Raw genomic sequence first — 13,447 nt, 5'->3', positions numbered from 1 at the left:
TGCTTAGTCCTTCCAGGTTGCGTGGATGATGTAGTGCGCGGCGTCCTCGGCAATCGCAAGGGCTTCCTCGACGGTGTCTGCGCACACGTTGACGTGGCCCATCTTGCGGCCCGGACGGTGATCCTTGCCGTAGAGGTGCACCTTGGCCTGCGGGTACTTGCGCATCACCGCGATGACGCGCTCGGCCATCGGGGTATCCGGGTCTTCGTCGCCGCCAAGCGTGTTCACCATGACGGTCGCCGGCGCGAGCGTGTCCACAGCACCAAGCGGCCAGTCCAACACCGCACGGATGTGCTGCTCAAACTGGGAGGTCAGGCAGCCGTCCTGGGTCCAGTGGCCGGTGTTGTGCGGGCGCATGGCCAACTCGTTGACGGCCACCTCCGGGCCGTTCGGGCCCTCGTACTCGAACAGTTCCACCGCCAGCACGCCGGTCACACCCAAGCCTTCGGCGACACGCACGGCGAGGTCTTCGCAATGCTTGGCCTGCTCGTCCGACATGTTCGGTGCGGGCGCGATGGCCACGCGGCAAATGCCGTCGTCCTGGCGCGATTCCACCACCGGCCACGCACGCACATCGCCGGAACGGTTGCGCGCCACCATGGCGGACAACTCACGCGTGAAGGCGACCTTCTTCTCTGCCATCAGCGGCAGGTCGCGGCTCAAAAGCTGCTCCACGAGTTCCGCGCATTCGCTTCTCGACGACGGGAACCACACCCCATGCCCGTCATACCCACCCCGCGTCGCCTTCAGGCAGACCTGACCATCGTTGTCGTCCCAGAACGCCTCCGCGTCCGCAGCCGACGTGATCGCTGCGAACGGCGGCACCGGCAGGCCCGCCTCCGCGAGGCGGCGGCGCTGCTCGAGTTTGTCCTGGGCGTAGATGAGGGCTTCGGGGCGGGGTTCGACGGCGACGCCGTCGTCGATAAGCAATTGCGCGTACTCGTTCGGCACATGCTCGTGATCAAACGTGACCGCGTCCGCGCCCTCGACGATCGCGAGCAGATCCTCAAGGTTGGTGTAGTCGCCGATGCGGACATCACCGAAGACTTGCGCCGCCGACTTGTCCTTACTCGACGCGAGCACGCGAGTGTCCACGCCGAGCTCGATAGCTTCTGTTTGCATCATTCGTGCCAATTGGCCGTCGCCAAGCACGGCGACAACAGGCATCCCATACGCGTTACTCACGCCCCACACTGTAGTCGGCCAACCGACTAGCATCGCAGCCATGTCTGAAACCATCGCCCGCCACACCATTTTCCAAAACTCTCTGATGACCGCACTTCTCGACGGCATCTACGACGGCGAGCTCACCATCAGCGACATCCTGAGCAAAGGCAACTTCGGCCTCGGCACCTTCGACGCCCTCGACGGCGAGATGCTCATCCTCGACGGCGTATGCCACCAACTCACCTCCGACGGCAAAGCCCGCGTCGCTGACCTCGACCAACGCACCCCATTTACCGTGGTGACCAACTTCGTACCCCGCCTGCGTTTCGACGCCCCCGCCGGCATGGTCCGCGCCGAACTCGCCAAATTTATCGACGACGCCGAACCCAGCCACAACTTCTTCACCGCCGTCAAAATCACCGGCCGATTCAAAGAAGTCCGCGTGCGTACCGTCACCAAACAGGAAAAGCCCTATCCCCCGATGTCCGAGGCAGTCTCCGACGACGCCGAACACATCTTCACCGACGTCGAAGGCGTCATCGGCGGATTCCGCACCCCCATGTACGCCAAAGGCATCGGCGTCCCCGGCTGCCACGTGCACTTCATTGACGACGACCACACCCGCGGCGGCCACGTTCTCGACTACACCGTCGACGACGCCGTCATCGAACTGTGCCCCGGCACCGACATGGAACTGCACCTACCCATCACCGCCGAATTCCTCGGCGGGCACCTCTCACCTGAGGACCTCGACGAGCAACTCCACACCACGGAAGTCAAGGACTAGCCGCGCAGCTGCGGCGCGGGGGCTGCGGCGCGGGTGCGCCTAGCCGCGCAGCTGCGACTGCAGCACTTTCTCCACCGCGCGTGTCTTGCCCACCCGGTCAAACCGCACCGGCTGGGCGTAGCCGTACAGCGCGATCCACAAGCCCCCGCGCTCCCGGCGCACCGAATGGATCTGGCGCAACGGGATCGAATCCACCGCGCCACGCCGCCCCCGTGCCAGAACGCGCTTGTCGGTGACCACAAAGCGCCTGCGTCGCGACGACACCAACGGCAACACAAACCGCCACAACGCAAGGATCGCCCAGATCAGCACCACAATGTTGCGCATCCCCGGGTCGATATGTGGGGTCACATCCATCCAGCCGATCGCCATCCAGGCAATGCCGGTAACCGCCACCAACTCCAGCAGCGGGAACGTTAACGAAGAAAGCGGCGCACACACGTCGGCGAGGACCACCTCGTCCTCGCCGACACGAAACACCGCTTTGTTAGCCATGACCGGCTAGGTTACTGCACGCCTACTGGGTCGGGCGGAGGTGGTGGACGTCGCCGACGGAGAACGGGGTGTCGTCGATAAGCACCTCGCCCTCATCATTAATGCCCGTGACCAGGCCGCGCACCGTCTCCTCCCCCTCGCGCAACTCCAAGCGAACCTGCTGGCCGATCGTGGAACAGACCTTGCGGTAATCCTCCAACAACTGCGGGTCGCGCTCCTGCCACTGCTTCAAACGACGGCCCATCGCGGCGAGGATGTCGGCGGCAAACTCGTCGAAATCCACGTCAATGCCCTCAAGGTTCAGGGCGGTGGCGGTCTCCACCGGCAGATCCTCCGGACGCATAGCGACGTTAATGCCGATGCCCACAATCACCCGCGGCATATCCAACGCCGAGAGGATGCCAGCGATCTTCTTGCCGCCAATCTGCACATCGTTCGGCCACTTCAACTGCGCCTGCGGCACCACATCCGTCACCGCCACACCCGGCGCGATAGACAGCAACCCGAACGGCGGCGGGGTATCGGTCACGTCGATGACCATGCTCATGGCCAACTGCGAACCCTTCGGCGATACCCAATGGCGGCCCAAGCGGCCCTTGCCAGCGGTTTGCTCGTCTGCGATGAGCACCGTGCCCGGCGCGGAACCGTCCTTGAGCAGGTCCGCGTTCGTCGACCCGGTGGACTCGACCCACCGCACGTCAGTCCAGTATTCGGCCACCTTGTCCTGAATTGCCTGCACGTCCTTGACACTCATGGTCACGAGCGTAGTAGGCGGCGGGGTGTTGGGGTTTCGGTGCCCCTCTCCCCGCAAAGGTCAGTTAGCGCGCTTCGCCGAAGAGGCACCCCATTTCTGAAAATTGGGTAGTAGGAGTCCTGAAAATCAGGTAGTAGCCCTTCTGAAAAACGGGTAGTAGAAGTCCTGAAAATCAGGTAGTAGGAACTATTCATGCTGTACACTACCCGTATGTCTTATCTTCGGCGCACGCTTGATGACGAGCTTGATCTCCTCATGCCTCACCTGCCCGCAATCGCAATTGACGGACCAAAAGGTGTGGGTAAGACCGACACCGCAAGGCGCCGAGCCAACGCTGCTTGGTATCTCGACGATCCCGATATGAGGAACGTTGCCGAGGCAGATTTCTCGCTCTCCTCCGCACCAGATGGAACTCTTCTACTAGATGAGTGGCAGCATCTTCCCCAGATCTGGGATTCTGTCCGACGCCAAGTAGATCAGGGCGCTGAGCCCGGGCGCTTCCTCCTCACCGGCTCTGCTACTCCAGTCGACCCGAAGGGCTCACACTCTGGGGCCGGACGCATCGTCTCACTGAGAATGCGACCAATGGCAGTGCATGAACGTGGCGTCGCTAACCCCACATGCAGCTTCGCCGGGATCTTGGCCGGAAACACCGATGTATCTGGTTCTTCTGACTGTACGCTCGACGACTACGCACGCCTCATCACCGGAAGCGGATTCCCCGCCATCGCTTCCGCGAATCCGCTCATCCAGGTCACACTGCTGGATTCCTACATTGAGCGAATCATCGATCGTGATATTCCCGATGCAGGATACGAGGTGAGACGGCCGGAATCGCTTCGAAGCTGGTTGCGTGCATACGCTGCTGCAACAGCGACTACCACCGCTTACTCCAGACTGCTTGATGCGACCACCGGCGGTCAGACTGAACAACCGAATCAGAAGACCACACTCGCTTATCGTGAGCACCTTGCAAAGGTTTGGCTGCTTGATCCAGTTCCTGGTTGGGTTCCAGAAAACAATGAGTTCAAGCGTCTGCAGCAAGGCCCAAAGCATCACTTGGCTGACCCCGCCCTCGCTGCCAGACTTCTTGGAATATCCTCATCTGGCCTCTTGAGTAACCGTGCTGCGCACATGTTCGGGCCGCTTTTCGAGTCTCTGTGCGCGCTCACCCTGCGTGTACTGGCCCAAGCAAACAGGGCCAAGGTCTACCACCTCAGGTCCAACGCGGGAGAGCGGGAAGTCGACTTCATCATTGAGGGCGCTGAACGGGAGGTACTCGGGGTGGAGGTCAAGCTGAAGCCTCATATCGACGACGCCGACGTCCGACACCTCCTATGGTTGCGCGACCGTATTCCAGACCGCGTCACCAACCTCATGGTCCTTACCACGGGGAAACAGGCTTATGTACGACGTGACGGTGTGATCGTTATGCCTCTCGCGCTTCTCAGCAATTAGTGTTCCCGTTTCCTCACCCTCGCCCTCGCAAGCCCCCGGAAGCACACCCCAACCCGGCACCCCGGTTACACCTACGCTGCGAAACGTCTGGCGACGCGCCGTCGATAGGCAATGTGGCAGGAACAATCTCGGAATCTAGACTGGGGCGTTATGAGTTCATCTAAACCCGACATGACCACGACGGCTGGCCGCATTCAGGATCTGCGCAATCGCCTGGATGAGGCGCAGGCACCGGTCGGTCAGGACGCGATCGATGCTGTCCATGAGGCTGGCGGCACCACTGCCCGCGAGCGCGTGCTTTCGCTTCTCGACGACGGCACGTTCGTGGAGACCGACGCCCTGGCCAAGCACCGCGTCGAGGCATACAAGATGGACAAGTCCAAGCCTTCCACCGACGGTGTGATTACGGGCTACGGGCTGATCGACGGCCGTCGTGTCTGCGTCTTCTCCCAAGACCCGACGATTTTCGACGGCCAGGTCGGTGAGGTGTACTGCGAGAAGATCCTCAAGATCTACGACTTGGCAACCAAGACCGGCGTGCCGCTGATCGGTATTTATGACTCGACTGGCCCGCGTTGGAAGGAAGGCATTGTCACCGCGCATATGCAGGCACAGATCCTGCGTGCGGCAACCCGTGCGTCGGGTTTGATTCCGCAGATCGCGGTCGTGGCCGGGGATGTCGCCTCGCTCGCTGCCACCACGGTCCCGATGGCGGACATCACCGTCATGGCCGAGGGCGCGTCCCTGCACGTGACCACGGCGGACATCGTGACCAAGGTCTCCGGCGCAGAGACCACTTCCGATGAGCTTGGCGGCACCGCCGTCCATGCCGCGAAGACCGGCCTGGCGCAGCTCGTCGCCGCGACCGATACGGAAGCGGTGGACCTGGCCCGTACCGTGGTCAGCTACCTGCCGCTGAATAACAAGGCCGCTTCCCCGCTGGGTGCCGACAACGCCGAGGCCCCTGCGACGGAGGCCGACCTCGACACATTCATGCCTGACGACGACAACCAGCCCTACGACGTCACCGACATCCTGGCTTCGGTCACCGACGGCGACGTTCTGGAACTCTCCGCTGGCTTCGCAGGTTCCGTGGTCACCGGTTTTGCGCACGTGGGCGGGCGCGCGGTTGGTGTCGTCGCAACGCAGCCGAGTGTTTTGGCTGGCTGCCTGACCCGCGACGCCGCACGCAAGGCCGCACGCTTCATCCGCACCTGCGACGCGTTTAACCTGCCGATCGTGCAGTTCGTGGACTCCCCCGGCTTCCTCCCGTCGGTCGAGGAGGAGCGCTCCGGGTCCGCCGCAGCCGCCGCCGCACTCGCCTACGCGTTTGCAGAGGCCCAGGTGGGCACGATCACCGTGGTCACCCGCAAGGCGTTCGGTCCGTCGTACGCGCTGCTCGGCTCGAAGGGCCTGGGCGCGGACCTGGTGTTCGCTTGGCCGACCGCACAGATCGCACTGGCAGACGCCACCACCGCCGCCGAGGCGATTGGCACCGACGAGGAGCAGTACGCCGCGGACAACCTCAACCCGTACGTGGCCACTGAGCGCGGAATGGTCGACGCCGTCATCGAACCGCCCACCACCCGCGCCCGCGTCCTCGAGGGTCTGCGCCTGCTTGAGCGCAAGGTGACCTACCCGGCACAGAAGAAGCACGGCAACATCCCGCTGTAAGGAGGCTGACGTGGATATTCAGGTAGTTAAAGGCAACCCCACCGAGGCGGAACTGCAGGCGCTGACCGAGGTGTTGCTGCAGCTCCAGCGCGAACGCAAGCAGTCCGGGGTGCAGCCGGACGCCAACATGTGGGGTGCGTCCCACCCGGCGACTGCGTTTAATCCGCACGCGTTCGATTCGGCGGCGTATTTCTAATGCGGTTGGTGTTGGCGTCGCAGTCGCCGTCGCGACGCATGCTGCTCGAACAAGGCGGCGTCACCCCGGTGCTGCGCCCCGCGCACATCGATGAGGATGCGGTGATCGCTGTACTTGGCGACGTCCCACCCGCCACCACCGTGGCCACCCTCGCCCGCGCAAAAGCCGAGACCGCAATTGCGGAATTCCCCGACGACGTTGTTGTTGGCTGCGACAGCATGCTGCTTCTCGACGACACCTTGCTGGGCAAACCCCACACCGTCGACGAAACTATCCGCCGGTGGAAAGCACAGCGCGGCAAGGAAGCCCACCTGCTCACCGGGCATGCGGTGTGGTTCGGCGGCGAATGGGTCGTCGATACCGTCACCACCGCCATCCGCTTCGGTGACGTGTCCGATGCCGACATCGAGGCCTACGCCCGCTCCGGTCAGCCACTGGAGTGCGCCGGCGCGTTCACACTCGAGGCGCTCGGCTCCTGGTTCATCGACTCCATCGACGGCGACCCCACCAGCGTCATCGGCCTGTCCATGCCACTTTTGCGCCGCTGCCTGTACCGCTTCGGACTGGACGCCTCCGACTTCTGGACCGCGTAGCGCACGTTGTGGGTAGCCTGGCGGGCATGGAAATCAACGACATGCTTGCACCGAAGCCCATCGAACTTCCCGCAGACCCGGCCACCGGCAAGGACCTCCTTGCCGACGACACCGCGCTCGCCCACCCCGATTCCCCCGCCGTCTGGGCCACCCGCGCCGAGCGTGAACTCGAATCCGGCGACAAACTCATCGCTTACGCCTACGCCCGCACCGGATACCACCGCTCCCTGGACCGCCTGCGCGCCAACGGCTGGAAGGGCTGGGGCCCGGTCCCGGCGTCCCACGAGCCGAACCGCGGTGTGCTCAAAGCCATCGCGATGCTCGCGCTGACCTCGAAGGCAATTGGCGACGACGCCGAGTACGACCGCTGCCGCCAAATGCTTTCCGATGCCGACCCGGCTAGCGTAAAGGAGCTGCTGGGGTAGGCGTCAAAAGCAGATCGTCTAGCTGCCTGTGAGGGGGCACTAGACGATCACGAGTCCCCGGATGCATTTCCCCAGGTGATATTGAAAACAGATATCAATAAAATGCGGATCGTCTAGCAGCTCCGAAATGCAACTAGACGATTCGCATTCCCGGTCGGCGAAAACCGGGTCACGACAGACAAGAAGCCCCGGCACGGGATTTTCGGGCCGGGGCGTTGGTGTCGTCGAAAAGTCAGCGCTTACGCGTGCTTCGCCTCCACGCGCTTGATGGCCTCCTCGGCCACCATCTCCTGGATGCCCATGTCGAGCTCCGAGGTGAAGCCGACGCAGGAGCAGTTGATCTCGCCGAGGACGTAGGTGTCCTCCCCGGTCTCGTCGTCATCGGCAAGCATGAAGTCCGCGGTCCAGATCAGCGGAATGTTGTCGCCACCGAGGTTCTCGGCGATGACCGGGCGGGCCTCGGCGAACATGTCGACGAGCTCCTGCCACTCCTCCGGCTTCTGGTAGGTGTACTTCGCGCCGGAGAACAAGGTTGCGGAGAACGCGTCGCCGCCCTCAGCCGGCTTCTTGTGCACAACGAACACCGGGTGCGGGCCAACCAGCAGAATGCGGATCTCACCCTCGACGATGCGCGGCATGAAGCGCATGTCTACCAGCATGCCGTTGTCGCCCACGATGTACTGGTCACAGAAGTCCATGAACTCGCCGAGCTCGCGCTCCTCAGTGTGGTTGTCCACAGCCTCAGTGCACTTGAGCTTGGTGTCCAGCGGCAGGGCGGTGCCCGGTTCGACGGAGTCGGCCAGGGCTTCGTCGGCAAGGCGCACGCGCCAGATGCCGGAGCCGGTGGAGCCGCGGTTCTGCTTGAGCACGCGCTCGCCGTAGGACAGGGAGGTCGGGAAGGTGTTGTGGAAGTCCTCAACCTCGTAGTACGCGGCGGTATCTTCCGGCACAAGGTCGGTCTTGTTCAGCTTCACCAGGGCATCCTTCGCACCGTAGGAGATCATCTCCTGCGGGGTGGACATGCCGACCAGGCCGGCCTCGGACAGGCGGGTAAGCAGGTCAAAGTAGCCCTTTTCGCCGCCCGGGATGTTGCCCGGGTTCACACGCGAGATGTAGCCGTCGAAGTTCTCGGAGACGTACGTGAACAGGTCGTCGGCCCACTCCGGACGGAAGTAGACAACCTCTGCGTGCCAGCCCTTTTCCTTGATGGCGTTGACAATGGGCATGGTGTCCTTGCGGTGGCCGTCAATGTACTTGTCGGAGCCGCCCTCAACCTCGAAGACAACAATCGCCTTGTGCACGGTGATCCCTTTCATGATGTTGTCCCGCAGCGTGTGAATGCGGTCAGCGCATGCATCGGCGGGGTAGGTAAAAACTCGCGAAACATCTCAGCCGTAGCCGTCGTGTTCCGTCTCTGACTCTATCGGCTTAAAGCGACCCACACAGGGCGGCAGAATTGATAGTGTGCAAGTTCACACCTGTTGTGGCGAGGCGAGGTTTCTCGCCGATTCCGGCCGGGATTTGCTGGTACTACCTGTATCCTTGTCGGTGATTGTTCACTCGCCTATTCCGGCGGGGGCCGCAGAGACGAAAGGCAGCTGACGTGGGTATCGAACTCGACGACAATCCCCAGTTCAAGGACTACGCACATCCTGAGAAGTTTGTCACCGCCGCGTGGCTTTCGGCGCGGCTCGGCGTGGATGGTCTGAAGGTTGTCGAAAGTGATGAGGATGCGTTCCTCTACGACATCGGCCACATTCCGGGCGCGGTGCGCATTGACTGGAAGAGCGATCTTAACGACGAGCTCAACCGCGACTTCATCGACGGCGAAGCCTTTGCCAAACTCATGCGATCCCGCGGCATCAGCCGCGACGACACGGTGGTGGTCTACGGCGACCACGCCAACTGGTGGGCTGCCTACACCGCCTGGGTGTTCGAGCTGTTCGGCCACCCCGACGTGCGCTTGCTCGATGGCGGACGCGACGCGTGGATGGGTGAGGAGCGCGACACGTCCTTCGTCGTTCCTTCCTACCCCGAGTCTGACTACCCCGTGGTGGAGCGCAAGGACACCGCAGTTCGCACCTTCGCCTCCGAGCTGCTGGATAATCCGCCGGAGCAGCTTATCGACGCCCGCCCAGCCCCCGCTTACCGCGGCGACGGCACCGCCCCTGTGCAACCCCAAGTACCGACGCTGCGCCAGGGCCACATTCCGGGCGCGTTTAGCGTCCCGTGGGGCCGTTCCGTGCACCCGAACGCGCGCTTCCGCCCGTTGGAGGACATCCGCGAGATCTACAAGGATTTCGATCCGAAGAAGCGCACAGTGGTGTACTGCCAGTTGGGCGAAAGCGCGTCGCACACCTGGTACGTCCTGAACAATATTCTCGGTTTCGAGGACGTTGCGCTGTACGACGGCTCCTGGGCCGAGTGGGGCAACATGGTCCGCGTCCCCGTGGCTAAAGGGGATTCCCGTGGTGGGGCTGTAACATAGAACGACATTTGTCCGATTTTCTGACGGTTCGTATTTCCGATTGAAGGACGGGATTGCTTCGTGTCCACCACCGCACCGAATACTGATCTGCCCCGCAGCCTGAGCAAGGTGCTCGTCGCTAATCGCGGCGAGATTGCCGTGCGCGTCATCCGCGCGTGCCAGGACGAAGGTGTTGCGTCGGTCGCGGTGTATGCAGACCCTGATGTCGATGCGCCGTTCGTCGCTCTTGCCGACGAAGCCTTCGCCCTCGGCGGCACCACCGCCGCCGAGTCTTACCTGGACATGGACAAGGTCATCGACGCCGCGCAGAAGTCCGGCGCCGACGCTATCCACCCGGGCTACGGCTTCCTCTCGGAGAACGCCGAGTTCGCGCAGAAGGTCATCGACGCTGGCCTGACCTGGATCGGCCCGTCGCCGGAGGCCATCGCGGCACTCGGCGACAAGGTCACCGCCCGCCACATCGCTGAAGCCGCCGACGCCCCCATGGCACCCGGCACTAAGGACCCCGTGGCTAACGCTGACGAGGTCGTTGCGTTTGCCGACGAGCACGGCCTGCCCGTTGCCATCAAGGCAGCTTTCGGCGGTGGCGGTCGCGGCATGAAGGTCGCCTACACCCGCGAAGAGATTCCGGAACTGTTTGAGTCCGCCACCCGCGAAGCCACCGCAGCGTTCGGTCGTGGCGAGTGCTTCGTGGAGCGCTACCTGGACAAGGCCCGCCACGTTGAGGCGCAGGTGTTGGCTGATCAGCACGGCAACGTTGTCGTCGTCGGTACGCGTGATTGCTCCTTGCAGCGTCGCTTCCAAAAACTTGTCGAGGAAGCACCCGCACCGTTTTTGACCGACGAACAGCGCGAGCGCATCCACTCCTCTGCCAAGGCGATTTGCCGCGAAGCCGGCTACTACGGCGCCGGCACCGTGGAGTACCTCGTGGGCTCTGACGGGCTGATCTCGTTTTTGGAGGTCAACACCCGTCTACAGGTCGAACACCCCGTCACCGAGGTCACCGCCGGCATCGACCTCGTGCGCGAGCAGTTCCGCATCGCCCGCGGTGAAGAACTGCTGCTGACCGAAGACCCGACCCCGCGTGGCCACGCTATTGAGTTCCGCATCAACGGCGAAGACGCCGCCGCAAACTTCATGCCGGCACCGGGCACCGTCGTTGCATACGCTGAGCCCACCGGCCCCGGAGTGCGTGTCGATTCCGGCGTGCGCGCAGGCTCCGTCATCGGCGGCCAGTTCGACTCCATGCTGGCGAAACTGATCGTCTACGGCGCCACCCGCCAAGAGGCCATCCAGCGTGCCCGCCGCGCACTCGGCGAATACGTGGTCACCGGCTTCCCCACCGTCATCCCCTTCCACCAGGCCATCCTGGATAACCCGGCATTCGTCGGCACCGAAGAGGGCTTCGACGTGTACACCCGCTGGATCGAGGAAGAGTGGGACGGCGAACTGCCCGCGTCCAGCGCCGATGCATCTGGTGACGACGCCGACACCGACCTGCCGACCCGTCGCACCTTTGCCGTTGAAATTGACGGCCGCCGCGTCGAAGTCGCCCTACCCGAGGAACTCGTCACCGCAGGCCCCGCCAAGCGCAAGCCGAAGAAGCGCCGCGCAGGCAAGGCTGCTGTCTCCGGTGACGCCGTCGCCTCCCCCATGCAGGGTTCCGTGATCAAGGTCAACGTCTCCGAAGGCGACGAGGTTGCTGAAGGCGACGTCCTGCTGGTCCTCGAGGCCATGAAGATGGAGAACCCGGTCAAGGCACACAAGGCCGGCACCGTCACGGGCCTCGCCGCCGAGGCTGGCGGCCAGGTGTCCAAGGGCGCCGTGCTTATGGAGCTGAAGTAGCTGGTTGCTTCGGTGGCGCTTGTCCCACCCATTGCCCTGACAGATTTTGCAGAATCTGTCAGGGCTTTTCTTTACGACGCTACGACCAGGCGTTCTATACCCCTTCAAAGGTCGACTGACAGATTTTGCAGAATCTGTCAGCGCAGACCTACGGAAACGGCGAACTGCTCCAGCACAGGTCCGATAAACGGCACGAGGAAGCCCAACACAACGGCGACCGCCACAACAATCGTGGCGATGGCTTCTGGGGAAGTGCTCGAACCTGTAGGAGCCACATCGGTCGCGGGTGCCTCGGGGATGCCGGTGCCGTGGACAACTGGGGCGCTGATCGGCTTGGTGGCGCTGATGAGCTCGATCTCCTGCGCCTCCGATACGCCAGGCCCGTTCACTGGTTTCGAAGCTCTGTTGAGCGAGGACGATTCGCCCTTCCCGTTCGACACCGTGCTCACGCCTGAGTAGACCGCCACCAGTCCCCTGCCGGGTGCCCACACGGGTGCGCCGGAGTCACCTTTCACGCCAAGTTCGCTGTCGAAGTAGACGTTGTTGCCCAGCCGGTCAACGAAGGTGCCGCACCGCTTCTCCCCTGCGTTGAGCAGGCAGACCTCGTCGTTGGGGTGCAGGTCCTCGAGGTCCACCACGGCGTCGGTGGTGATGGTGTTCGCACCCAGTTGGACACCGTCGTCCCAACGGATGATCCCCCAGTCGTTGCCGGTCGCAGACCTACCGAATGCAGTGGAGGGGTAGAACGTTCCGCTTGCCTGGCCCACAGCAGCGCGGCTGCCGTGTTCGCCACAGTGCCCGGCGGTGTAACTGATCCGTTGGTCGGGGTCGTTGAACCCGATGGTGCACATGCCCTTATCGACGACGACCACACGAGCTCCCTGCTCCACCACCGGAACCGCGGCGTTTGCGATTGGGGTGAGGGCAAGGGCGGTTGCGGTGGTCGTCGAGAGGCATATGCGGCGGAGCATGGAAAAAGATTAACGTGGTGGGCATGGATTACACACCTGAGTTCGAACTACGTGAAGCAACTGAATCCGACCGCACGTACCTGCGCCGCCTGAACTTTCTCACCGACGTGTTCGGGGATGAGCACGGCGAGATCGGACCAGATGAACGTGCAGGCTCCGACAATTACGTCGGCCAATGGGACCCAGAAACCGAAGGCGGCATCCTTGCATTCGACCAGTTCCGTGTGCCAGCGGGCGGTGTCTGGCTGCGCTACTGGCCCACGCCCGAACTGGGTTGGGCCAACCTCGGGAAGGATATTCCGGAGATCGCAATTGCGGTGGAGCGACGCTACGCCGGCCACCGACTCGCCGTCCGACTCCTTGCAGCTGCAGTTGAGTTGGCAGCAAAGCAAGGCGCGTCGAAGGTAGCGCTGTGGGTGGACCCGAACAACGACCGCGCACGCCACCGCTACGAGTCTTTCGGATTCAAAAACGTCGACGGCCACGACAATGTCATGGCCGTCGACGTCGATGACTTCACCGCTTAGGCCACGTTTCGCCTAGGCGGCGCGCCTGCTGGGGGACCACCTCCACCGATAGAGCTCAAAATTTGAG

General features: G+C 63.1%; 14 protein-coding genes. 9 read left to right on the top strand and 5 right to left on the bottom strand.

The window, feature by feature from the left end:
* Positions 1-3 precede the first annotated feature (3 nt).
* On the bottom strand, positions 4-1,167 hold the full coding sequence (locus tag HMPREF3048_RS09410) for a 5-(carboxyamino)imidazole ribonucleotide synthase (protein ID WP_083316853.1): 1,164 nt from the start codon (positions 1,165-1,167) through the stop codon (positions 4-6).
* 58 nt (positions 1,168-1,225) lie between these two features.
* On the opposite strand from HMPREF3048_RS09410, the gene budA reads away from it, so the two are divergent.
* Positions 1,226-1,954, top strand: a complete 729-nt coding sequence (gene budA, locus HMPREF3048_RS09405; RefSeq protein WP_070771964.1) for an acetolactate decarboxylase — start codon at positions 1,226-1,228, stop codon at positions 1,952-1,954.
* A 39-nt stretch (positions 1,955-1,993) separates the two neighbouring features.
* Here the strand turns inward: budA and HMPREF3048_RS09400 are convergent, their stop codons facing one another.
* Positions 1,994-2,449, bottom strand: a complete 456-nt coding sequence (locus tag HMPREF3048_RS09400; protein WP_070771963.1) for a hypothetical protein — start codon at positions 2,447-2,449, stop codon at positions 1,994-1,996.
* Positions 2,450-2,471: 22 nt separating this feature from the next.
* Positions 2,472-3,203 carry a biotin--[acetyl-CoA-carboxylase] ligase gene (locus tag HMPREF3048_RS09395; RefSeq protein ID WP_070771962.1) on the bottom strand — a complete coding sequence of 244 codons (732 nt, stop codon included), beginning with the start codon at positions 3,201-3,203 and terminating at the stop codon, positions 2,472-2,474.
* Between the two features lie 210 nt (positions 3,204-3,413).
* Here HMPREF3048_RS09395 and HMPREF3048_RS09390 point away from each other — a divergent pair, with 210 nt between their 5' ends.
* From HMPREF3048_RS09390 to HMPREF3048_RS09370, 5 genes are all read left to right on the top strand, one after another.
* The gene (locus HMPREF3048_RS09390) at positions 3,414-4,661 is read left to right on the top strand and encodes an ATP-binding protein (RefSeq protein WP_070771982.1); all 1,248 of its coding nucleotides are present in this window, start codon (positions 3,414-3,416) and stop codon (positions 4,659-4,661) included.
* Between the two features lie 150 nt (positions 4,662-4,811).
* The gene (locus HMPREF3048_RS09385; protein ID WP_070771961.1) at positions 4,812-6,335 is read left to right on the top strand and encodes an acyl-CoA carboxylase subunit beta; all 1,524 of its coding nucleotides are present in this window, start codon (positions 4,812-4,814) and stop codon (positions 6,333-6,335) included.
* Positions 6,336-6,345: 10 nt separating this feature from the next.
* Entirely contained in the window at positions 6,346-6,531 is a 186-nt protein-coding gene (locus tag HMPREF3048_RS09380) for an acyl-CoA carboxylase subunit epsilon (RefSeq protein ID WP_070422838.1), read from the top strand.
* A complete protein-coding gene (locus HMPREF3048_RS09375) occupies positions 6,531-7,124 on the top strand; it encodes a Maf family protein (RefSeq protein ID WP_070771960.1) in 594 nt (197 codons plus the stop codon). The genes HMPREF3048_RS09380 and HMPREF3048_RS09375 overlap by 1 nt, the downstream gene beginning before the upstream one ends.
* Positions 7,125-7,150: 26 nt before the next feature.
* Positions 7,151-7,549 (top strand): DUF3151 domain-containing protein, encoded by a 399-nt coding sequence (locus HMPREF3048_RS09370; protein WP_070449528.1) that lies wholly within the window; start codon positions 7,151-7,153, stop codon positions 7,547-7,549.
* A gap of 239 nt (positions 7,550-7,788) precedes the next feature.
* Here HMPREF3048_RS09370 and HMPREF3048_RS09365 read toward each other — a convergent pair whose 3' ends face one another.
* On the bottom strand, positions 7,789-8,850 hold the full coding sequence (locus HMPREF3048_RS09365) for a Cj0069 family protein (RefSeq protein WP_070771981.1): 1,062 nt from the start codon (positions 8,848-8,850) through the stop codon (positions 7,789-7,791).
* Between the two features lie 302 nt (positions 8,851-9,152).
* Between HMPREF3048_RS09365 and HMPREF3048_RS09360 the strand changes: the two genes are divergently transcribed.
* Positions 9,153-10,037, top strand: coding sequence for a sulfurtransferase (locus HMPREF3048_RS09360; protein ID WP_070422836.1), 885 nt, complete (start codon positions 9,153-9,155; stop codon positions 10,035-10,037).
* Between the two features lie 60 nt (positions 10,038-10,097).
* Positions 10,098-11,882, top strand: coding sequence for an acetyl-CoA carboxylase biotin carboxylase subunit (locus tag HMPREF3048_RS09355; RefSeq protein WP_246817571.1), 1,785 nt, complete (start codon positions 10,098-10,100; stop codon positions 11,880-11,882).
* Between the two features lie 137 nt (positions 11,883-12,019).
* On the opposite strand, the gene HMPREF3048_RS09350 is transcribed toward HMPREF3048_RS09355, so the two are convergent.
* The gene (locus HMPREF3048_RS09350; RefSeq protein ID WP_070771959.1) at positions 12,020-12,853 is read right to left on the bottom strand and encodes a chymotrypsin family serine protease; all 834 of its coding nucleotides are present in this window, start codon (positions 12,851-12,853) and stop codon (positions 12,020-12,022) included.
* Positions 12,854-12,876: 23 nt separating this feature from the next.
* Between HMPREF3048_RS09350 and HMPREF3048_RS09345 the strand changes: the two genes are divergently transcribed.
* Positions 12,877-13,380: a GNAT family N-acetyltransferase gene (locus HMPREF3048_RS09345; protein ID WP_070482544.1), complete on the top strand. Its 504-nt coding sequence runs from the start codon at positions 12,877-12,879 to the stop codon at positions 13,378-13,380.
* Positions 13,381-13,447: the final 67 nt, after the last annotated feature.

This window comes from Corynebacterium sp. HMSC075D04 (assembly GCF_001815635.1).
GTDB lineage: Bacteria > Actinomycetota > Actinomycetes > Mycobacteriales > Mycobacteriaceae > Corynebacterium > Corynebacterium coyleae.
This window is presented reverse-complemented; position numbering and strand designations above follow the sequence as displayed.